This window comes from Duganella sp. Root336D2, assembly GCF_001425005.1.
Taxonomy (GTDB): Bacteria; Pseudomonadota; Gammaproteobacteria; order Burkholderiales; family Burkholderiaceae_D; genus Rugamonas.
Window position 1 is genome coordinate 135,898 of the sequence record NZ_LMDB01000022.1, and the last position, 21,367, is coordinate 157,264.

Annotated in this window: 23 protein-coding genes; 14 read left to right on the forward strand and 9 right to left on the reverse strand. The window is 61.8% G+C overall.

Features of this window, described 5'->3' with window-relative positions; genetic code table 11:
- Genes ASD07_RS16420 through ASD07_RS16430 form a run of 3 tightly spaced genes read left to right on the forward strand, consistent with a single transcriptional unit; the run spans nucleotide 1 to nucleotide 1,635 of the window.
- Entirely contained in the window at nucleotides 1-549 is a 549-nt protein-coding gene (locus ASD07_RS16420) for a cytochrome c oxidase assembly protein (RefSeq protein ID WP_055932538.1), read from the forward strand.
- Between the two features lie 9 nt (nucleotides 550-558).
- The gene (locus ASD07_RS16425; protein ID WP_055932541.1) at nucleotides 559-744 is read left to right on the forward strand and encodes a DUF2970 domain-containing protein; all 186 of its coding nucleotides are present in this window, start codon (nucleotides 559-561) and stop codon (nucleotides 742-744) included.
- Between the two features lie 27 nt (nucleotides 745-771).
- Nucleotides 772-1,635 (forward strand): cytochrome c oxidase subunit 3, encoded by an 864-nt coding sequence (locus ASD07_RS16430; RefSeq protein ID WP_055932544.1) that lies wholly within the window; start codon nucleotides 772-774, stop codon nucleotides 1,633-1,635.
- Between the two features lie 99 nt (nucleotides 1,636-1,734).
- Here the strand turns inward: ASD07_RS16430 and ASD07_RS16435 are convergent, their stop codons facing one another.
- Nucleotides 1,735-1,935, reverse strand: a complete 201-nt coding sequence (locus ASD07_RS16435; protein ID WP_055932546.1) for a DUF2909 domain-containing protein — start codon at nucleotides 1,933-1,935, stop codon at nucleotides 1,735-1,737.
- Nucleotides 1,936-1,969: 34 nt separating this feature from the next.
- Between ASD07_RS16435 and ASD07_RS16440 the strand changes: the two genes are divergently transcribed.
- The 9 genes from ASD07_RS16440 (at nucleotide 1,970) to ASD07_RS16475 (ending at nucleotide 9,908) form a co-directional block, all read left to right on the forward strand.
- On the forward strand, nucleotides 1,970-2,695 hold the full coding sequence (locus ASD07_RS16440) for an SURF1 family protein (protein ID WP_055932554.1): 726 nt from the start codon (nucleotides 1,970-1,972) through the stop codon (nucleotides 2,693-2,695).
- 37 nt (nucleotides 2,696-2,732) lie between these two features.
- Nucleotides 2,733-3,284 carry an SCO family protein gene (locus ASD07_RS16445; protein WP_229207189.1) on the forward strand — a complete coding sequence of 184 codons (552 nt, stop codon included), beginning with the start codon at nucleotides 2,733-2,735 and terminating at the stop codon, nucleotides 3,282-3,284.
- A gap of 10 nt (nucleotides 3,285-3,294) precedes the next feature.
- The gene (locus tag ASD07_RS16450) at nucleotides 3,295-4,434 is read left to right on the forward strand and encodes a heme A synthase (protein WP_229207179.1); all 1,140 of its coding nucleotides are present in this window, start codon (nucleotides 3,295-3,297) and stop codon (nucleotides 4,432-4,434) included.
- 2 nt (nucleotides 4,435-4,436) lie between these two features.
- Nucleotides 4,437-5,312: a heme o synthase gene (gene cyoE / locus ASD07_RS16455; RefSeq protein ID WP_055932560.1), complete on the forward strand. Its 876-nt coding sequence runs from the start codon at nucleotides 4,437-4,439 to the stop codon at nucleotides 5,310-5,312.
- Between the two features lie 5 nt (nucleotides 5,313-5,317).
- Entirely contained in the window at nucleotides 5,318-5,893 is a 576-nt protein-coding gene (locus tag ASD07_RS16460; protein ID WP_055932563.1) for an SCO family protein, read from the forward strand.
- Nucleotides 5,894-5,992: 99 nt separating this feature from the next.
- Nucleotides 5,993-6,157 (forward strand): hypothetical protein, encoded by a 165-nt coding sequence (locus tag ASD07_RS30885; protein WP_156398038.1) that lies wholly within the window; start codon nucleotides 5,993-5,995, stop codon nucleotides 6,155-6,157.
- Nucleotides 6,158-6,215: 58 nt separating this feature from the next.
- Nucleotides 6,216-8,273 (forward strand): hypothetical protein, encoded by a 2,058-nt coding sequence (locus tag ASD07_RS16465; RefSeq protein WP_055932566.1) that lies wholly within the window; start codon nucleotides 6,216-6,218, stop codon nucleotides 8,271-8,273.
- 30 nt (nucleotides 8,274-8,303) lie between these two features.
- Nucleotides 8,304-9,347, forward strand: a complete 1,044-nt coding sequence (locus ASD07_RS16470) for an AI-2E family transporter (protein WP_055932569.1) — start codon at nucleotides 8,304-8,306, stop codon at nucleotides 9,345-9,347.
- Nucleotides 9,348-9,356: 9 nt separating this feature from the next.
- Entirely contained in the window at nucleotides 9,357-9,908 is a 552-nt protein-coding gene (locus ASD07_RS16475) for a heme NO-binding domain-containing protein (protein WP_055932572.1), read from the forward strand.
- Here the strand turns inward: ASD07_RS16475 and ASD07_RS16480 are convergent.
- The 7 genes from ASD07_RS16480 to ASD07_RS16510 form a co-directional block, all read right to left on the reverse strand.
- Nucleotides 9,905-10,690, reverse strand: a complete 786-nt coding sequence (locus ASD07_RS16480) for an ABC transporter substrate-binding protein (protein ID WP_055932575.1) — start codon at nucleotides 10,688-10,690, stop codon at nucleotides 9,905-9,907. The genes ASD07_RS16475 and ASD07_RS16480 overlap by 4 nt on opposite strands.
- Before the next feature lies 1 nt (nucleotide 10,691).
- A complete protein-coding gene (locus ASD07_RS16485; protein ID WP_055932578.1) occupies nucleotides 10,692-12,029 on the reverse strand; it encodes a hemolysin family protein in 1,338 nt (445 codons plus the stop codon).
- A gap of 88 nt (nucleotides 12,030-12,117) precedes the next feature.
- The gene (locus tag ASD07_RS16490) at nucleotides 12,118-13,575 is read right to left on the reverse strand and encodes an efflux transporter outer membrane subunit (RefSeq protein WP_055932581.1); all 1,458 of its coding nucleotides are present in this window, start codon (nucleotides 13,573-13,575) and stop codon (nucleotides 12,118-12,120) included.
- A gap of 12 nt (nucleotides 13,576-13,587) precedes the next feature.
- On the reverse strand, nucleotides 13,588-14,706 hold the full coding sequence (locus ASD07_RS16495) for an ABC transporter permease (RefSeq protein ID WP_055932584.1): 1,119 nt from the start codon (nucleotides 14,704-14,706) through the stop codon (nucleotides 13,588-13,590).
- Between the two features lie 7 nt (nucleotides 14,707-14,713).
- Nucleotides 14,714-15,856, reverse strand: a complete 1,143-nt coding sequence (locus tag ASD07_RS16500) for an ABC transporter permease (protein WP_055932587.1) — start codon at nucleotides 15,854-15,856, stop codon at nucleotides 14,714-14,716.
- Entirely contained in the window at nucleotides 15,853-17,625 is a 1,773-nt protein-coding gene (locus ASD07_RS16505; RefSeq protein ID WP_055932590.1) for an ATP-binding cassette domain-containing protein, read from the reverse strand. The genes ASD07_RS16500 and ASD07_RS16505 overlap by 4 nt, the downstream gene beginning before the upstream one ends.
- A 2-nt stretch (nucleotides 17,626-17,627) precedes the next feature.
- On the reverse strand, nucleotides 17,628-18,623 hold the full coding sequence (locus tag ASD07_RS16510; RefSeq protein WP_055933506.1) for an HlyD family efflux transporter periplasmic adaptor subunit: 996 nt from the start codon (nucleotides 18,621-18,623) through the stop codon (nucleotides 17,628-17,630).
- 77 nt (nucleotides 18,624-18,700) lie between these two features.
- Between ASD07_RS16510 and ASD07_RS16515 the strand changes: the two genes are divergently transcribed.
- Nucleotides 18,701-19,378: a TetR/AcrR family transcriptional regulator gene (locus ASD07_RS16515; RefSeq protein WP_055932593.1), complete on the forward strand. Its 678-nt coding sequence runs from the start codon at nucleotides 18,701-18,703 to the stop codon at nucleotides 19,376-19,378.
- Here ASD07_RS16515 and nhaR read toward each other — a convergent pair.
- Nucleotides 19,332-20,222, reverse strand: a complete 891-nt coding sequence (gene nhaR, locus ASD07_RS16520; RefSeq protein WP_055932596.1) for a transcriptional activator NhaR — start codon at nucleotides 20,220-20,222, stop codon at nucleotides 19,332-19,334. The two genes, ASD07_RS16515 and nhaR, sit on opposite strands and share 47 nt — an antisense overlap.
- Nucleotides 20,223-20,322: 100 nt before the next feature.
- Between nhaR and ASD07_RS16525 the strand changes: the two genes are divergently transcribed.
- A complete protein-coding gene (locus tag ASD07_RS16525; protein ID WP_055932599.1) occupies nucleotides 20,323-21,363 on the forward strand; it encodes a DUF475 domain-containing protein in 1,041 nt (346 codons plus the stop codon).
- Nucleotides 21,364-21,367 lie beyond the last annotated feature (4 nt).

Below are 21,367 nucleotides of genomic sequence, written 5' to 3' on the forward strand. Positions count from 1 at the left end.
ATGAGCAGCGAGGACAGCGGCAGCAACAGGAAGCTGCTCGGCAAGCTGGTAGTCATCGCCGTCATGATGTTCGGCTTTGGCTACGCGCTGATTCCGGTATACAAGCACCTGTGCGAGGTGCTTGGCCTGAACCTGATCGATGGCAAGCCGCAGGAAGTTGCCAAGAACAGCCAGGTCGACATGAGCCGTGAAATCACGGTGGAGCTGGTCAGCAATGTGCAGGGCACCTTGCGTTTCCGCGCCACCCGGAATAGTGTGACTGTGCACCCTGGAGAAATGACGACGGTGGTGTACGAGGTAGTCAACAGCGTGGCCCGCGCGGTCAAGGCGCAAGCCGTCCCGAGCTACACGCCGATGGAAGTAACGCCGCATTTCAAGAAGGTGGAATGCTTCTGCTTCAAGGAGCAGACGCTGAAGCCGAACGAGGCGCGGCAAATGCCCGTGGTGTTCTTCATCGATCCGGCGGTGCCGAAGAGCGTGAAGACCGTCACCCTGTCGTACACCTTTATCGAGGCGGGCGGCCTGGGCAACCAGACAGCGGCCAACTAAGGAAGGCAGATGGGATCGTTTTTGTATTCGATGAAAGCAGTGATCTGGTCGTTCTTCGGCCTGCGCCGCAAAAGCGATTTTGAGCAGGACCAGGAGAAGATCAAGCCGGTCCACATCATTGTCGCCGGACTGCTGGGCGCGGCCCTGTTCATCGGCTTGCTGGTTTCGATCGTAAAACTCGTGGTTTCAAAGTAACTATTACAGGATTTTAGGGAGAACAAGATGAGCTCTAATAACGCCGCGGCACCGTACTACTTCGTGCCTGGTCCTTCCAAATGGCCGATGCTGGCAGGTATTTCCCTGCTGGTGACCATGATCGGCGCATCGGCCTGGGTCAATGATGCTCCCTGGGGCATGATCGTCAATAACATCGGTATCGCCATGACCCTGGCCGTGCTGTACTTCTGGTTCGGCGACGCGATCTCCGAGTCCGAAAAAGGCCTGTACTCCAAGCGCATCGACCTGTCCTATCGCTGGTCGATGGGCTGGTTCATCTTCTCCGAAGTGATGTTCTTCGGTGCCTTCTTCGGTGCGCTGTACTATGCACGCCAGATCACCATGCCTTGGCTGGGCGACCTGGACCACAAGATCATCTGGCCCGATTTCGCTGCCGCCTGGAACGGCAACGTCGGTCCTGCCGGCACCGTGGACAGCTACACCCCAATGGGCCCGTTCCCGATCCCGACCATCAATACCGCGCTGCTGCTGGCTTCGGGCATGACCCTGACCATCTCCCACCACGCGCTGCAAGCTGCCAACCGCTCCAAGGCGATCTTCTGGCTGGCTGCTACCGTGCTGCTGGGTGCAACCTTCATGGGCTTCCAGGCTTATGAATACATGCACGCTTACAGCGAACTGAACCTGAAGCTGACCTCGGGCATCTACGGCTCCACCTTCTTCATGCTGACCGGCTTCCACGGTTTCCACGTGACCATGGGCGCGATCATGCTGTCCGTCGTGCTGTACCGCCTGATCCGCGGCGACATGAGCGCCGAACACCATTTCGCCTTCGAAGGGGCGGCATGGTACTGGCACTTTGTTGACGTTGTCTGGCTGGGCCTGTACGTCGTCGTGTACTGGATGTAAGACGCGGGTATAATTTACCCGCAAGAAAAAGCCGCATCGGCCAGAACGCGCCCCAGGTCGCGCTCTGTGCCGATGTGGCTTTTTTGCATTTGAGGTGGCTTACCTGATGCCGGTTGGCTTGATGTAGCCGAGCTTTGCCAGCACCAGGATGGTGACGAACAGCGCGATCGAAAAGCCGACGCGCAGCGCAAAAGCACGCACCATTTTCGGGTTGGCGGACTTGCTGCGCATCATGCTGATAAAGGCTGAAGCCAGGCTGCCGATGATCAGCACGAAGGCTGCGGCGACGAAGTATTTCATGGTAATTGGACGGTATCTTGGGAACACTTATTGTATGGCATTCCGCTTCCGGCTGATCCCCTTCCTGGCCACCATGGTGCTGGTGGCGATCGGCGTTGGCGCCGGCCGCTGGCAGGATGGCCGTGCCGCCCAGAAGCTGGCGCTTGAAGCGCGCCTGGCGGCCGGCAATGCCGCCGCTCCGCTGGCGCTGGGTGCCGCGCCGGTGGTGGCGGCTGAGGTGGAATTCCGCCGCGTGCGGCTGCGGGGGGAGTGGGTCGGCAACTGGCCGGTCTACCTCGACAACCGTCCCCGCGCGGGAAAACCCGGCTTCTACCTCCTGATGCCTTTGCGCCTGGCCGGCAGCGACATGCACGTGCTGGTGGCGCGCGGCTGGCTGCCGCGCGATATGGCCGAGCGCAGCAAATTGCCATCCTATGCCACGCCGGCCGGACCGGTGGCGGTCGAGGGCATCGCGCGCCTGGCGCCGGGCCATGTGATGCAGCTGGGCGAGGCGCCCAAGCTGGCACCGGGCGCCATCGTGCAGAATGCCGATGCGGCGGCCATGGCTGCGGCGACCGGCTGGAAGTTCCAGCCGCTGGTGGTCGAGCAGACGACGCCGGATGGCGCGGCCGCCACCGGCGAAGCGCTGCAGCGCGACTGGCCGGCACCCGCGATGGGCGCCGACAAGCATAAAGGTTACGCCTTCCAGTGGTACGCACTGGCGGCAATGGCAGTACTTTTCTTTGTATTCACCGGATTGAGAAAAAGTGGAAAACGCTAAACAAGACGAGAACCAGCGCCGCCGTGGCCGCTGGAGCATGTTCGCGGTGCTGCTGGTGTGCGCCGCACCGATCATTGCCTCCTACATCACGTATTTCGTCATCAAGCCGGAGGGCCGCACCAACTACGGCGACCTGCTCGACCCGCGCATGCACCCGATCCCTGCCATGTCCAGCACCACCGTCGACGGCAAGCCGCAAACGCTGGACGACTTCAAGGGCAAGTGGCTGATGGTCAAAGTGGGCGGCTCGGCCTGCGACCAGAAATGCCAGGACATGCTGTTCATGATGCGCCAGCTGCGCACCATGCAGGGCAAGGAAGCCGACCGCATCGAGCGCGTGTGGCTGATCACCGACCAGGAGCCGCTGGAGACCTTCATGCTGCGCGTCAACGACGGCACCCGTTTCCTGCGTGCGCCGGCCGATGTGGTGGGCAAGTGGCTGCCACTGGAGAAGGGCGGCAAGGTGGAAGAGCATATCTACCTGATCGATCCGCTGGGGCACCTGATGATGCGCTTCCCGAAAGACGCTGACCCGGCCAAGGTGAAGAAGGACCTGGGCAAGGTGCTCAAGGCTTCGGCCATCGGTTAAGGCGGGCGCAATGGACCATAATTCCTTTGCCCATATGGCGATTACGGCGCTGCTGGTGGCGTCGCTGCCGCTGTCCGCCGTCTGGATTTCCAGGGACACCAACAAGTACCGCAAGCTGGTCTGGATCGCGGTCTTTTTGACTTTCGACCTGATCGTGTTCGGCGCCTTCACGCGCCTGACCGATTCTGGCCTGGGTTGCCCGGATTGGCCGGGCTGCTACGGCGCAGCCAATCCCTTCGTCGCGCACGAACAGATCCGCGCCGCCGAATCGCTGATGCCGACCGGTCCGGTCACCATGATGAAGGCCTGGATCGAGATGATCCACCGCTACCTGGCCATGGGCATCGGCGTGCTGATCGTGGCCATGATGGGCGTGGCGTGGTGGCGTTCGACCGGCCGCGGCCGCGCCGGAGCCGGTGCCGGCATGGCGCGCCGTATTCCGCCGGGCTTCCCGACTTTCCTGTTCTTCTTCATCCTGCTGCAGGGCGCGTTCGGCGCCTGGACCGTGACGCAGAAGCTGCAGCCGATCTTCGTTACCGGCCACCTGGTGCTGGGCATGTCCCTGCTGGCGTTGCTGGCCTGGTTCGGCGGACGGGAAGACCAGCTGCACTCGCCGCTGGCGCGCGCTGCCGGCTCGCAGATGGCGCGCCTGGGACGCATCCGCCTGCTGGCGGCGCTGTCGGGCGTGGTGCTGCTGGCGCAACTGGCGTTGGGTGCCTGGGTCAGCTCGAACTATGCGACGCTGGCCTGCACCGAATTCCCGACCTGCGCCGGCGCCTGGGTGCCGCCGATGGACTTCGAGCATGGTTTCCACCTCTGGCGCGAGCTGGGCAAGACCGCCGCCGGCCACTACCTGCCATTTGAGGCGCTGACGGCGATCCATTGGGTGCACCGCAATTTCGCCGCCCTGGTGGTGCTGGTGCTGGGCGCAACCGCCTGGCAGGCCTGGCGCGTCAACGGCCTGGGCAAGCATGCGCGCTGGATGGCGGCGCTGCTGGCATTGCAGGCATTTACCGGCGTGGCAACCATTTATTTCAACTTCCCGCTGGCCATTGCCGTGGTCCATAACGCGGGGGCGGCGGCCCTGGTGCTGTTGCTGACCATGATAAACTACAGGGCTAAGTACCTGGCTGCCCCCGCCTACCAATAACAATGAAATCCTCCACCTCCCGCATGGCCCAGTACTGGGCCCTGACCAAGCCGCGCGTGACGCAGCTCGCCGTGTTTTGCGCCGTCATCGGCATGTTCCTGGCGAGCGACGGCATGCCTGACTGGCACGTGGTGATCGCGGCCACTGCCGGCATCTGGCTGCTGTCCGGCGCGGCGTTTGCCGTCAACTGCCTGGCCGAGCGCGAAATCGATGCGCGCATGGCGCGTACCGCGCGCCGCCCGATGGCGATGGGCGAGATCACCGTGCCCCAGACCGTGGTGTTTGCCGCAGTGATCGGCGGCGCCGGCATGTGGATCCTGCACCAGCTGGTCAACCCGCTGACCATGTGGCTGACCTTTGTCACCTTCGTCGGCTACGCCGTGATCTACACCATGATCCTGAAGCCGGCTACGCCGCAGAACATCGTGATCGGAGGCCTGTCCGGCGCCATGCCGCCGGCACTGGGCTGGGCCGCCATCGCCAACGACGTGCCGATGCAAGCCTGGCTGCTGGTGCTGATCATCTTCGTCTGGACCCCGCCGCACTTCTGGGCGCTGGCGATGTACCGCAAGGCCGACTACGAGCGTTCCGGCCTGCCGATGCTGCCGGTCACCCACGGCATGGGCTTTACCGCCTTCCACGTCTGGCTGTACTCGATCATCCTGGCCGCCACCACGCTGCTGCCGTTCGCCGTGAAGATGAGCGGCCTGATTTACCTGTTCAGCGCGATTGCCCTGAACGCGGTATTCTTGTCCTACGGCTGGCGCATCTACAAGCATTACAGCGATATCGTGGCGCGCAAGGCATTCACCTGGTCCATCATCTACCTGTCGCTGCTGTTCGCGGCGCTGCTGGTCGACCACTACTTCAAGTTCTGAATACGATGAAAAAACTGTTTGCGGCGCTGTTCATGCTGCTCGCGCTGGTGGCCTGCGGCGAGAAGCAGCTCAAGTTTGAAAACACCGACCTGACCGGCCTCGATTACGGCAAGGGCTTTTCACTGAACGACCATACCGGCAAGCCGGTGACGCTGGAATCCTACAAAGGCAAGGTAGTGGTGCTGTTCTTCGGCTTCACCCATTGCCCGGACGTGTGCCCGACCACCATGGCTGAAATGTCGGCCGTGATGAAGGAGCTGGGCCCGGACGCCGACAAGGTGCAGGTGCTGTTCGCCACCCTCGATCCTGAGCGCGATACCAAGGAACTGCTGTCGCAATACGTGCCGGGCTTCGACTCGCGCTTCGTGGGCCTGTACGGCACGCCGCAGCAGGTTGCCGATACGGCGAAAGAGTTCAAGGTGTTCTACCAGAAGGTGCCGGGCAAGACTCCTGGCAGCTACACCATTGACCACACCGCCGGCAGCTATGTGTTCGACAAGGGCGGCAAGCTGCGCCTGTTCCTGCGCCACGGCGGCGGACCGGCGCCTATCGTGCACGACCTGAAGCTTCTGCTCGATTAATGCTGTTTTGTTGCCTAAAAATGACGAAAATTGTAAGAGGAGAGAAAACAGCGTATAATCGCGGGTTGTCTACCTATTTTTCAATTTTTGGAGCTATCTATGACTGTCGCAGAACTTCTCGCTGAAGTGCAGGCACGGGCCGTAGACGATGAGCAGATTGCAGCGTTTCAGCAGCGTATGAAGGTTGCAGGGGAAGAGTTTGAGGCTCTTGTGCGTGAAAGTGCGCCGGACAAGGATACATTGGCGCGGACGTATAGCCTGTAATCCAACCTATAAGATCACCAATAGCAGCCCATGGGCTGCTATTTTTTTTTCCAAATCGATGATTCCATATCTCGTAAGTCAATTCGCGAAGTCAACGTTAAGCAACCTGGTAAAGGAGAGCTTCGGATCCGACTTTCCTGACATCTTCAGTAAGAAACAAGTCGATTACTTATTTCGATATCTGAAAGATCTGGGCGCAAAGTCGATCTTGTTGGAGTTCGACTATGTTGATAAAGATTTTCTGGAAGACTATTCGCTTTACTATGTGAAGCGATTCAGTAGTGCTGGAAACAAGTGTGCCAGGCTGCACTTCTTTTCGACAGAAGTAATGCACAGCACAATTGAAAAGGCACTTCACTACGGTAACGCTGATAATCCGCGTTCGCATCTCCAAGCAAGCTATCTGGGCTTCATCGTCGTTAAGCCACTTCCCAAAACCTTTATCGGAAAGACTTGCTTGAAGCGGTACGACTCGATGACAGGTTCGTTGAACAAGAAATGTATCTCTCGACGTTATGATGTCGATCTGTTTGGCATAAAGCTTCACGTGGACTCTGTAGCATTTCAAGAGCAGGACAAAGAGGTTTCTGCATGTGCAACCACGGCTATATGGGCTGCATTGCATGCAATGAAGTCTCGCAATGTCCGTGACATTCCAGCATGCAGCGAAATTACGATCAATGCTATCAACCATATCGACGGGTCGAGCAATCACTTTCCAAGCAAGGAGCTCTCTAATAAGCAGATTTTGCGTGCGCTTGATGTCGAACGATTGAGAAACCACCTCCTTAAGCTTGAGAATGTTAGCCAGCAGCGCTTTGTAGAGTGCGTCAAATTTCATGTAGACAGTGGACTCCCGATGATCCTTGGCGCCGATGCTTACCGCGTTACCAACGATAGGGCGATTCAAAAACTCGCCGGCCACGCAGTAACCGTAGTTGGATATAGACTTGAGCACGGTGAAAAGGAGCCAGCTCTCTACATACATGATGACCGGCTTGGACCATTTGCCCGCGCAACGTTTGTGAAAATCACTGACTATCATGGATCGGAGCGAATTAGGCCAGAGTGGGGACTAGAACTGCAAAGCAAGGATGACTCCGCTAACTGGCAACAGGCTCACGAGGTGCTTGTGCCTACCAGTTTGACAATTCCGACCAACCGAAAAGTCAGGCTACCCTATGAATTTGCGCAAGCAACATGTCAATTCATTCAGCAAGAGTATGAAACGTGGGTCGGAACCATTGCAGAGTCGAAGTCCGATGCAGGCGTGATGCCTTCTGTTCACTATTCGTTGCAGTTGCGAGAGATCTCGGAGATTCGTCAGGAAATAATTTGCTACGATTTCGCCCACCATGGCATGGAGAGGGATAAGCAGAATGTGCAGAAATTGGAGCAGCAAAAGGTCTCATTTCTGACAGGTAGCTATGCGCGATTCCATTGGCAAGCGGAGTTCAAAGTCAACAGTGAGCCAGCCCTTCGAATTTTCTTCGATGCGACTGACATCCCTCAAGGAAAGGGTATTTCCGCTATTCTCGAGCTAAATATCGCAAACGCTCAGTTATTGATGATGCAACTGCGTCAGATCTCGAAGCTTGCGATCGACTCGTTGGAGGTCGACAATTTTTGTACTGCCTTGTTGCGGCAATTAAAGGAGCCTGAAGAGGATTATCCCAATTATCTGACGGAGACGTTCGGCGGGTTGCGAGCGCCGGCCTACCTTAAGGAGCAAGAAGTTAAAGGTGGCGAGGTCGCAAAGAACGCTAACTCAAAAAAATACTATGGCGTATGTCACGATACTATCGAGGCCGAACTTGAGCATATGCTCGACAAGAATGATCCTAAGACCCACCTGATTTGGGCTATAGCACATGACGGTTGTCTACTGGTCGGTCTTGATCTGGAGGGAGTTGGTCATCCTAGTCTGACCGCTTTTAAGCCGGCTCGAATCGCAGGTGAGTTGTGGAGGACCGAAGAAGGGTGGCGAATTAACTCTAGCTCGGGGCGATACAGTAGGGATTACCCAAACAGTCAACAGCTATTGGCTAATGCGTTGGAAAAATTCCAAATGATTTTTTACCGATCACGAGACCAGATCACATCCTATGTCAAGTAAGACAATTCGCATTTCCTGATAAGCTAAGGCATGGAACAACGATTTCAGCCCTATAGCCGCCTGGCAGCCATTGTCTTCCTCGTCATTGGCTGCCTTTACGTCCTGCGCCCCTTCCTGGCCGGCATCCTGTTTGCCGCCGCCATCGCCATTTCCTCCTGGCCCCTGTACCAACGCCTGCTGGCGCGCCTGAAAGGCCGCCGCACCCTTGCCGCGGCCGTGATGACGGTGTCGCTGGTGTTGATCATCGTCTTGCCGCTGACGCTGGTGACCTGGAATATCGCCGACAGCGTGACCCACTTCTATCGTGGCGCGCGCCAGGCGCTCGATGCCGGCGGCTTTGAACCGCCAGCCTGGCTGCGCCAGTTGCCGATGGTGGGGGAGGTGGCCGATTCCTACCTGCGGCAGATCATGAGCAGCAAGGAAGAGCTGCTGGCGGTCGCCAAGAAGTATGTGGAACCGGCCCGTAATATCCTGCTCAACAGCGGCATCGTGCTCGGCGCCGGCGTGGCGCAGGTCAGCCTGGCCGCCTTTGTTTCCTTCTTCCTTTACCGCGACGGCCATAACATCGTGGCTGCCCTGGAAGTGGGCATGGACAAGATCATGGGCGAGCATGCGGTCGAAGTGGCGGAAACTGTCAGCCGCACCGTTACCGGAGTGATGTACGGCATGCTGGGCACGGCCCTGGCGCAAGCGGCGGTGGCTGCGGTGGGCTTCCTGATCGCGGGCGTGCCCGCGGTCGCCCTGCTGTCCGTGGCAACCTTCATTTTCTCGCTGGTGCCGGTGGGGCCGCCGCTGATCTGGGGCGGCGCCTCGATCTGGCTGTTCTCGCAAGGGATGACCGGCTGGGGCATCTTCATGCTGGTCTACGGCACGGTCGTTATCAGCGGCGTGGATAACGTGGTCAAGCCGATCCTGATCTCGCGCGGTTCCAGCCTGCCTTTTGCGCTGGTGCTGCTTGGCGTGATGGGCGGCGTGCTGGCCTTCGGCTTCGTCGGCCTGTTCATCGGCCCGACCCTGCTGGCGGTGGCGCTTGGACTGCTCAGGAACTGGAGCAAGGTCAAACCAGTCGTTTAGGAGGGCACCATGAAGGGCATCGTGTTCACCGAGTTCATGGAGTTGGTTGAAGGCCGCATGGGCCTGGAGATGCTGGACCGGATCATCACCGAGGCCGGGCTTGCCAACGATGGCGCCTACACTTCGGTGGGCACCTACGATCATGCAGAGCTGGTGCGGCTGGTGCAGGCGCTGTCCAATGCCAGCGGCATCGGCGTGCCGCAGTTGATCCATATGTTCGGCGAGCACCTGTTCCAGCGCTTCAGCGTCAGCTACCAGGCGCTGTTTGCCGATACCCGCAGCGCCTTCGATTTCCTGTCACGCATCGACGATGTGATCCACGTAGAAGTGCGCAAGCTGTATCCGGACGCCGAATTGCCGTCGCTGCCTTGCGAGCGTCCTTCGGCGGACAGGCTGGTGATGCATTACAGTTCCCCGCGCGGATTTGGCGACCTGGCGGAAGGCCTGATTGTAGGCTGCATCAAGCACTTCGGTGAAAACATCACGGTCACGCGTACCGACCTGCCCAAGGAAGGCCTGCTGCATCGCGCGCGCTTCGAACTGGTCAGGCAGGCAGCTTAGCGCACCACCATGGCCAGCGCCCGTTCGGGACTGGTATGCCGTTCCATGATGGACTTGACGGTGCCGTCTTCGCGCATGGCGCGCAGGGCCTGTTCGAGCCTGCTGGCCGACGTGTCGGCGACCAGGCGGGAGATCACCAGCGAGCCCTGTACGTTTTCGCGCGGAACCAGGTCCAGCACGCGGAATTGGCTGCGCAACTGGTCGTCGCGGTACAGGGCGTCGATATTGCTGCTTAACTGGAGGATTGCCTGCACGCGGCCATACTGGAACAGCCGCAGCAGCGTAGCGTAGTCGGGAGTGTCATACACGCGGCCCTGCTTGCGCAGGCGCTCAAGCCAGGCATCGTAGGTGGTGCCATGCTTGAAGCCTTTGATGACGGCGACTTTCAGTTCCGGCCGCGCCGCGAATTGTTCCAGCGTGGCGGCGTGCCGTGCCGCCTCGTTGCGCAGCAGTAGCATGTTGCGCGACTGAAGGTAGGGTGTAAAGCGCGCAAAGCCTTCGCGCTCGGGCGTGGAAATGCCGGACATGGTCATGTCCAGGGTGCCTTCCTTCAGCATGGTCCAGATACGGATGCGCGAGTCGCGCGTCATGCGCAGTTCGCAGCCGGTGCGGCGTGCCAGCTCTTCGACGATGTCCTTGTCGATGCCGGCCCATTGCTCGCCGCTGCGGTAGTACAGGGTGCCGTGTTCGTACATGGCGACCGTGTACGGGCCGCAGGAAGCCGCTTCGGCGCTGCCGGCAAGGCAGGCCGCAGCGGCAATCAGGATACTGCGCAGTAGCATATCAATCCTGTTCGTCGGAATCCGGCGGCAGGTTACGCGGGATTACCTTTACCAACAGTATACGCGGGCCATTCATCTTTTTCACGACCAGGTCGAAAGCGTCGAATTCCACCCGCTGGCCCTGTTTCGGGATGTCGCCGAGCTTCAGCATGATCAGGCCACCGACCGATTCCACTTCGCCCAGGCCCATCTCTTCATTCTCGATATCGACGCCGAGGATGCGTTCCAGCGAGAAGATCGGCAGGCTGGCCTTGCCGATCAGCGAACCATCGGTCTGCCGCAGCCAGTCGTTCTCGTTGAGGCGGAATTCATCGTGAATCTCGCCGACCATGGCGCCCAGCAGGTTGTCCAGCGTGAGGAAGCCCACCGGGCGCTTGCCTTTTTCGCCGATCAGGGCAAAGTGCGGCGCGCCGTCCTTGAAGCGGCGGAACAGTTCCAGGGCCGGCGTGCGGGCCGAGATGGTCTCGACCGGACGCAGGAAGCCCGACAGGTTTTTCAGTTCCTTGCGCGATTGCAGGGCAAAGAACAGGTCTTTCAAGTGCACCACGCCCAGCACGCTGTCGCCTTCTTCATCGAAGTAGGGATAGCGGCTGAAGCGATTGCGTACCACGGTGTCCAGGTTCTCATCCATCGAGCGGTCGGCGTGCAGTGCGATCACTTCGTTGATGGGGCGCATCAGGTCGGCTACGCGCAGTTGCGAGAAGTCCAGCGAGTTGGCCAGGATGTTGCGCTCGTCCTTGTTGAAGGATTCGCCGGGTTGGCTGGTGCGCAGGATCAGCTTCAGTTCATCAGTCGAGTAGTGCGACTCGTGGCCGCCGGCGTTGCCCAGTCCGGCCAGGCGCAGCACTGCGTTGGCGCTCTGGTTCAGCAGCCAGATGGCAGGGTACATGGCCCAGTAGAAGGCGTACAGCGGGATGGCGCTCCACAGCGCGACCGCTTCCGGAAGGCGGATAGCCAGCGATTTAGGCGCCAGTTCGCCCACCACGATGTGCAGGAAGGAGATGGTGACGAAGGCGAACACGAAGGAAATGCCGTGCACGATTTCCGGCGATGTGATGCCGATGAATTTGAGCAGGGGTTCCAGCAGTCCGGCAAATGCAGGTTCACCGACCCAGCCCAGGCCGAGCGAGGCGAGCGTAATGCCCAATTGGCAGGCGGACAGGTAGGCATCGAGCTGGCCGTGGACCTTGGCGAGGATGCGGCCGCGCAGGCCCTGGGTCTTTTCGATGGCACGCACGCGGGTGCGGCGCAGGGTGACGATGCTGAATTCGGCGGCGACGTAGAAGCCGTTCAGTGCTACGAGGAAGAGTGCGAAAATTACTAGTAAGAGGTTGTCCATATGCGCCCTAAGGCGGAGAGTCGAAAACCTCTATCTTATCCGACCCGGGGCACACCTCGCGCAATTCTGACAATTTCTTGTCAGAAAGTTATGGCTGCGGAGCCAATCCGCTGGCCTTGCAGATCGCCAGCAGGCGGAGCGCCAGCTCGCTGTCGCTGGCTGTGCGCTCGCGCTGGATGGCGAGCAGGGCGCGCTGCGCTTGCAGTGCCGGCAGCTCGTCGCTCATGCCGCGGCGCGCGCGGGCAGCGACCAGTTCCAGCGTGGAGCGGGCACTGGCTTCCCTGGCTGCGAGCGCTTGCCGGCGCCCGCGCGCGGCGGCATAGGCGGAAAGGGCGTCATCCATTTCGTGCCACGCTTTCAGGACCGTTTTCTGGAAATGGATGGCCGCTTCCTGTTCTTCCAGCTTGCGCAGTTCGACCGTTGCACGGCGGCGGCCATTGTCGAAAATCGGCAGTTGCAGGCTGGGGCCGAGCGACCATTGGCGGCTGCCCCAGTCACCGAACTTTCCGGTGTCAACCGATTCAAGGCCGAGCGACAGGCCAAGGGTGATGCGGGGATAGAGGTCGGCCACTGCCACGCCGATCCGCGCCGTTGCTGCCTGCAGGCGCGCTTCCGCGGCCTGGATGTCCGGGCGATGGCGCATTATCTCGCCCGGTACGCCGAGTGCCAGATCAGGCCCGCCTGGGGCGGCCGCGCCTTGCTGCGCTGTCAGTTGCTCCTGCAGCGCACCGGGCGGCTTCGCCAGCAGCATTGTCAGCCGGTTGGCGGCGGCGGCTTCCTGCTCGAGAAATGCCGGCGCGCGGCCTTCCAGTTCGGCGAGGGCCGCCTGCTGCTGCTCGACCTCGAGGCCGGTAGCAAGTCCGCCGCGCTGGCGCGCTGTCGCCAGCGCCGCCATGTCGCGTGCCGCAGCCAGGTCGGCCCGCAGCAATTCCTGCTGGCGCTGGGCTGCGCGCAACTCGTAGTAATTGCGCGCCACTTCGAGCTGCACTGCCAGCTGCACGTCGCGCAGGATGGAGCTGGCCTCCGCCATGCCGGCGTCCGCAGCCTGCACGCTGCGCCGCACCCGGCCCCACAGGTCCAGCTCCCAGGCGGCATCGAAGCCGGCCTGGTACAGCGCGAAGGGATCGCTGAGTTTTTCAATCAGGGCATCCCGGTTGGCAGGCGCGATCGCATCAACCATGCGCGTTCCCGCGCCGGACTCGGACTGGCGCTGCCGGGTGGCGCCGGCATGGGCGCTGAGTTGCGGGCCATGCGCGCCGGCCGCCACGTTGCGTGCCATCCGGCTCTGCGCAAATCGCAGCGCGGCCGCCCGCACGTCGAAACTGGCGGCCAGCGCTTGCTGCTGCAAGCTGTTCAATACAGGATCGTCGAAGCGGGCAAACGACTGCGCCGTACCGGCGGCCAGGCCTGTTTCGCGCAAAGCCGGCGCTCCGCCATGCCAATCGCCATAGGCTGCGGGCGCCTGCACGGCCGGTTCGCGGTAATCCGGCCCCACCGCGCAAGCAGCCAGCGACAGGCAAAACAGGGAGAGTGTGAGCAGTTTCATGATGTTTCCAGTTCAGGCGAGGCGGTGGCGGAACAGCCATGCCGCCAGCGGCAGCGTTATGAGGGCAATCAACACGAGCGGCACCATATTCGGCCACAGCGTGCCGAGACCGGCGCCTTCGAGATAAATCCGCTGCACCATGTCGATGGCAAAGCGCAGGGGATTCGCCGTGGTCACGATCTGCAGCACTTCCGGCATGTTACGCACCGGCGTGGTGAGCCCGGATAGCAGCATCATCGGCATCACCAGCACGAAGGTGTACAGCATGGCCTGCTGCATGTTCAGCGACACAGCCGAAATCGACAGGCCGATGCCGACGCTGGCAATCGTGAACAGCGTCAGGCCGGCGTAGATGGAAAGCAGCGACCCCGCCATCGGTACGCCAAACCACAGCCGCGTGACCAGCAGGATCAGCGTCGACTGCAGCAGCCCGATCATGATGGGCGGCAGGGCCTTGCCGAGCATGATGTCGATGGGCGTCAGCGGGGTGACCAGCAACTGGTCGAAAGTGCCTTGCTCGCGCTCGCGCGCCACCGAAAGAGCCGTCAGCAGCAAGGTTTGCAGCATGCTTAAGGCTGCGATCATGCCCGGCATCAGGTACCAGCGCGTTTCCAGGTTCGGGTTGAACCAGGCGCGCGATTCAATGCGCAGTGCAGGCTGGGCGCCGCCGTGCTTTTCGCGCCATGCGCGGTTGAAGTCGGCCACGACCGCGCCGATATACGCAGCAGCCGAGCCGGCCGTGTTGGAATTGCGCCCGTCCAGCACTATTTGCAGGGGCGCCGCGTCGCCCGCATACAGGCGACGCTCGAAGTCGACCGGAATGCTGATGGCGAGCAGCGCCTTCTCGCTGTCGATCGCCGCGCGCAGCGCTCCTTGCGTTTCGACGATGAGCGTGCGGCGGAAGGTGCCGCCGGCATCCAGCCTGGCCAGCAGTTCGGCGGCGGCCGCGCTATGGCTGGCGTCATTCAGGGCATACGGCACATAGGTCAAATCATAGGTTGCGGCGTAGCCAAACAACAGGCTTTGCACGATAGCCGGCACCACCAGGATGAAGCGGCTCTTCGGGTCCTTGAGCACGGCCAGGAATTCCTTGCGGACGATGACGGCAATGCGGCGGAAGAAATTGATCATGACAGCCTCAGTCCAGTCGTTTGCGGGTGACCGCGCGGGCGATGCCGAGTAACAGCACGGCGTAGGCGGCAAGGATGGCGCAGTTGCGCAGTATCAGCGGCCATACGTTCCCGGCCAGGAACAGGGTCTTCACCAGTTCCATGAAATAGGTCGCGGGCAGGATGCGGCCGACGACCTGCACCGCCACCGGCACATTGCGCAGGTCGAACAGGAAGCCGGACAGCATCAGCGAAGGCATGAAGCTGCTGACCAGGGCCAGCTGGCTGGCCAGGAACTGGTTCTTGGTGGCGGAAGAAATCAGCAGGCCCATGCCGACTGCCACCACCAGGTACAGCATGGAGGCGAAGATGATGACCAGCAGCGAACCCTGCATCGGTACCTTGAACAGGAAGCGGGCTGCGGCCAGGCACAGGAACAGGCCCATCATGCCGACGCAGAAATAGGGGATGACTTTGGCCAGGAGGATTTCGACCGGCCGCACCGGCGTGACGAATAGCGCTTCCAGCGTGCCGCGCTCCCATTCGCGCGCCATCACCAACGCAGTGAGGAAGGCGCCTACCAAGGTCATGATCAGTACGATCAGGCCGGGCACCAGGTACCAGGTGCTGGTGTTGGCGCTGTTGTACCACATGCGCTGTTCGATGCGTACGGCGCCGTTGGCGGGCAGGGCGTCGGGACGGGCCGCGCCCGCCTGGCGTTCGGCGCGGCGGGCATCCCACTGCCGTAGTGCGCCGCTGGTGTAATTCAGGATGATGCCGGCGCGGTTGGCTTCCGCGCCGTGCACGATGATTTGCACGGCGGCGCCGCCCGCTGCAATGTCGCGCGTGAACGTGGCCGGGATGCGGACGATGGCGTCCACGCGGCGCTCGCGCATCAGGGCTTGGGCGTCGTGCATCGAGGCTACTGGCAGAGCGGCAAACGAAGGGGACAGGCTGAAGCCTGCCACCGCCTCCTGCGCGGTGGGCGAGCTGTCTTCCATCACGATGGCGATGGGCGCGTTCTTGACGTCCAGCGACAGGCCGTAGCCGAAGATCAGGATCAGCACGATCGGCAGGGCGATGCCGATTGCCAGATTCGATGCGTCGCGCAGCAGCTGGCGGAACTCCTTGCGTACCAGCGCGGCGAGGCGGGAGCGGAAGCCGCTGTTCATCGTGCGCCTCCGCTGCGGTTCTTTTCGACGATGGCGATGAAGGCGTCTTCCATATTGCCGGCATCGCCCGCTTGTGCCCGGACTTCGCGCGGGGTGCCGATAGCGAGAAGCTTGCCGGCGTCCTGGATGACGATGCGGTCGCAGTATTCGGCTTCTTCCATGAAGTGCGTGGTCACCACGATGGTGACGCCCTGTGCCGACAGGCTGGTGATGCGGCGCCAGAATTCGCGCCGCGCCAGCGGATCGGCGCCGCTGGTCGGTTCGTCCAGGAAGAGTACTTCCGGTTCGTGCAGCAGGCCGGTGGCCATCGCCAGGCGTTGCTTGAAGCCGCCCGGCAATTGGCCGCTCGGCATATGTTCCTGTCCGCGCAACTGGAACTCTTCCAGTACCTGGCTGGTGCGCTGTTGCAGGCGCTTGCCGTACAGGCCGTAGGCGCCGCCGAAGAAGTCGAGGTTTTCCTGCACGGTCAGGTTGCCGTACAGGGCGAATTTCTGCGAAACGTAGCCGACTTTTGCGCGCGCTTGCGCGCGGGCGTGGCGCAGGTTGACGCCTGCCACTTGCAGGAAGCCGGAGCTGGCGGGAAGAAGTCCGCACAACATGCGGAAGGTGGTGGTCTTGCCGGCGCCGTTTGGGCCCAGCAAGCCGAAGATCTCGCCGCGGGCGACGCTGAAACTGGTGCTTGCCACAGCCGTGAAGTCGCCGAATTTCCGCACCAGGTCGCGCACCTCAATCATTGCCTCCCCGCCGTCCGCCACCCCGCCAGCGGCTACGCTTGCGCCGTGCTGCACCGAAGCCGCGCTGCCGCCTTGCGCGGCCCTGGCCGGCGCAACCTTCGCTGCCTGCAGCAGCATCATGAAGCCATCTTCCAGCCGCGCGGGCACGGGCGTGACCGGCAAGCCATCCAGCAGTTGCCCAATCGCGCCATCCGCAGCATCCGCCCGGCGGATGAACCGCACATGCCCGCCTTCCGGCACCGCATCGACCACGACTTCACGGGCATCGATCAAACGCGCCTGCAACGTCCGCGCCGACTCGCCGGCGCGCGGCATGGCCGTAAAGCTCAAGCCTTCGGCACGAGAGCGCAATTCAGCCGGCGCGCCCGATGCCAGCAAGCGCCCTTCATGCATGACAAACACCTGCTGGCAGCGCTCGGCCTCGTCCATGTAGGAGGTGCTGACAATCACCGACAGCCGTTCCTCATCCACCAGCTGCTGCACGATCTCCCACAGCTCGCGCCGCGACAAAGGATCGACGCCAACCGTGGGCTCATCGAGCAGCAGCAACTCCGGCAGGCGCACCAGCGTGCAAGCCAGGCCAAGCTTCTGCTTCATCCCCCCGGACAGCTTGCCCGCGGGGCGCGCAGTGAAGCGCGCCAGGTCGGTCATATGCAATAGCCGCGCGAAACGCTGGCGCCGCACGTCCGCTGGCACACCATGCAAGTCCGCGTACAGGTCCATGTTCTCCTGCACGCTCAAGTCCTCGTACAGGCCAAAGCGCTGCGGCATGTAGCTGATGCGGTCCTGCACCTCCTGGGGGCGCGCCGCGACATCGACACCCAGCACCGACAAGCTGCCGCCGCTTGGCGCCAGCAGACCTGCTGCCATGCGCAGCAAGGTAGTCTTCCCCGCACCGTCCGGCCCGACCAGTGCGGTCAGTGCACCGGAAGCCACCTCCAGCGACACCTCGCGCACCGCCTCCACCGGGGCCGGTGCACCTTTGACGATGAAGTGGCGGCTCAGGCCACGGCCGCTTAAGACTGCCGAATCCATGATCAGTGCCCGACCGCGATCCGCACGGTGGCCGGCATCCCCATGCGCAGCACGTCGGCCTTATCTTCGGCCAGCACGCGCACCTCGTAGACGAGGGCCGTACGCAGCTCCTCGGTCTGCACGAACTTCGGCGTGAATTCTGCCGCCGAGGAAATGTAGCCGACCTTGCCCGGCAGCGTTTTGCCGGGCTGGCTGTCGATCGAAATGCTGGCGGCCACCCCTGGTTTGATGCGCCCCAGGTCGGCCTCGCGCACGTAGGCGCGAACCCACTTTGGATCGGCAATCGCCAGCGTATAGACAGGGCGCTGTGGAGAGGCCATGTCGCCGGCCTCCATCAGGCGCGCACGCACCACCGCGTTGACCGGCGCCTTCAGCGAAGCTTCGCCGAGCTGGTATTGCAGCAGCGCGATCGCCGCATTGCCGGCATCGAGCTGTGCCTGCGCCTGTGCGATATCCTCGCGGCGCGACCCATGCCGGGCCAGTTCCTGCCCCTGGCGTGCCTGCTCCAGCGCGGCCTGCGATGACCTGGCGCGGGCGCGGGCGGCATCGGCGTCTTGCTGGCTGACGGCGCGGCCATTGCTATCCTTTTGCACAGCCACGATGCGATCCAGCTGCTGGCGCGCGAGATCGGCCTCCGCCTGCGCCGCACTGGTGCGGGCGCGCGCTTGCGCCAGCTCTTCCGGCCGCGTGCCGGCCTTCAGGCGAGCCACAACTTGCTGTTGTGCCGCCGCCTGCGCTTCGGCCTCCGCCAAACGCAAACGCAGGCCCCGCGTATCGAGTTCCGCCAGCACCTGGCCGGCCTGCACTTGCTGGCCTTCCTCCGCCAGCACGCGCGCAACGCGTTCGCTGGCAGGGAAGGCGAGTGCCACCTGCCGCAGGTCGACGTTGCCGTACAGGACAAGCTCCTTCTCATTCGGCGCCGGGCGGCTCCAGTACCAGGCGCCAGCCGCGATAGCCGCTGCGGCAATAATGGCAATTCCAACAAGCTTTTTGTTCATGGCAGAACCTCCTGCGGAAAATTCTACATCAAATTCAAATTTGGATTTGAATTTATTTTCGACGTACAATGCGAGCCATGCAAAAAAAGACAGCTCCCCGTGCCAATCGCCAGGACGGCGACGCCACCCGCCAAGCACTTCTTGACGTAGCGGGGCAGGTGTTCGCCGAACGCGGTTTTGCCGACGCCACCAGCAAGGAAATCTGCGCCCGCGCCGGCACCAATATCGCTGCCGTCAATTATCACTTCGGCAGCCGCGGCGCGCTATACGAAGCTGTGCTGGTGGAGGCGCACCATCATTTGCTCAAGCTTGAGGATATGCAGGAAATTACCGCGCGCGACATGGCTGCGCGCGACAAGCTGCGCGTTATTTTGCGCAGTATCGTGCTGCGCGCCACCGGTGCGGACGCGCACTGGGGGGCACGCGTGGTAATTCGGGAACTGATGTCGCCCACCGAGCATGCGCCGGCCCTGGTGCAAAAAGCCATTGCGCCCAAGGCGATGGTCATGCTCGGGCTGGTGTGTGAAATCATCGGCCTGCCGCCCACCACGCCCGGCCTGCAGCGGGCCCTGTTCCTGCTGATGTCGCCCTGCCTGGCGCTGCTGGTGGCCCCGCGTGAAATGCGTACCAAGCTGTTTCCCGCGCTGGGCGAGGATGCCGAGGGCCTGGTCGACGATATGATGACCTACGCCGGCGCGGGCCTCGACGCTATCGCTGCGAAATACTCAGCATCGCCTCGACCACCGGGTGGCTGATGCGCCGCTCGCTGGAAATGGCATAGAACTGCTCCTGCAGTTCCGACGCCGGCCCCACCGGCAGCGCGCCGAACTGCTCCAGCATATCTTCGGCGAGTGCCGCCGGTGCAAAGAACAGCCCCATGCCGCTGCGGCCGAAGGTATTCAGCATCGCGCTATCTTCGAATTCACCGACCACGTCGGGCCGCACGCCCTGTTCCAGCAGCCAGGCGTCGATACGGCCGCGCAGCGCGGTATTGCGCGTTGGCAGCAGGATCGGGGCGCCATTCAGGCTCTCGGGGAAGTCCTTGCCGTACTTGCGCGCCAGCGCCCGCACGCCGAACAACTGCATTTCACTTTCACCCAGCAGGTGGCTGAACACCTTGAGCGATGCGCTGGCGCGCATCGGACGGTCGGTCAGCACCACATCCAGCTTATGCAGCGCCAGTTCCGCCAGCAGGGCATCGAACTCGCCCTCGGTGCAGACCAGGCGCACCGGCGTGTCGGGCGGCAGCGCCGCCTGCAGGTAGTGCGCCGCGATCAGTTTGGGCATGGAGTCCGAAATGCCGACGGTCAGGCGGATCTTGCCGGCATCGACCTCCTCGAGCGCCTCCTGCATCCGGTCGCCCAGCTGGAAGATCTGCTCAGCATAGGTCAGCGCCACCCGTCCCGCCTCGGTCGGCACCAGGCGGCGGCCCTGCTGGGTCAGCAGTGACTTGCCGATTGACTGCTCCAGGGCGGCAATCTGTGTGCTGACCGTCTGGATGGCTAAGCCCAGCCGGTCGGCGGCCCGGGTAACGCTGCCCTCGGCGGCGACCATGCGGAAGAAGTAAAGGTGGCGGAAATTCAGGCCCGTGGTTTTCATGTTTCTATTTTTACGAAGTAATACTTCGATTATCTTCTATTTTTAAAAAGCCGTGCCGCCCTTAGACTGGCCAGACTTATCAACAAGAAAGGGTCAACCGATGAAGCACTTCAGGTTTTCATTCCTGGTCTCCTTCATCTGTCTTGCTGTGGCAGGCTGGTGGGGGTACCAACAAACAGGCGTAAGCGGCGCCCTGGCGGCCCTGTGGATCGCCTTTATCCTGAGCGTGATGGAAGTCTCGCTCTCCTTCGACAACGCAGTTGTCAATGCCTCCGTCCTGAAAAACTGGGACGAATTCTGGCAAAAGCTGTTCCTTGGTGTCGGCATCATCATCGCGGTATTCGGCATGCGCCTGGTATTCCCGCTGGTGATCGTGGCGGTGGCGGCAGACCTCAGCATCCCCGACGTGTGGACGCTGGCCTTGAACGACCCGAAAGCCTTTTCGACCCACCTGACCAACCACCACGCTGAAGTGGCGGCATTTGGCGGCATGTTCCTGCTGATGGTGTTCCTGAACTTCATCTTCGACCATGAAAAGCAGATGCACTGGCTGGGCAATGTGGAGCGCAAGCTGGGCGCGCTGGGCAAGGTGTCTTCGATTGCCATCATGATTTCGATGGGCGTGCTGCTGGGTAGCCTCAGCATCGTTGAAGAATCGCAGAAGTTCATCGTGCTGGCAGCGGGCATGTGGGGCTTGCTGACCTACGTCGGCGTGGATGCGCTCTCCACCTGGATGGAAAAAGGGGAAGAGGGCGGCGTAAATGCCGGTGATCTGGTCAAGCGCGGCGGTGTCGGCGGCTTCCTCTACCTGGAAGTGCTGGATGCTTCGTTCTCCTTCGACGGCGTGATCGGCGCCTTCGCGATCACCAGCGACGTCGTGATCATCATGCTGGGCCTGGCCATTGGCGCGATGTTCGTACGCTCGATGACGGTCTACCTGGTGCACAAGGGCACGCTCGAAGAGTATGTCTACCTGGAGCACGGCGCGCACTACGCGATCGGCATCCTGGCGGTGATCATGTTGGCGAGCATGAAGTTCCATATTCCGGAAGTGATTACCGGCCTGATTGGTGTGGCATTTATCGTGGCATCGCTGTGGTCTTCGATCCGCCATAAAAAGCTTGAAATGAAGGGAGCTTGAGACT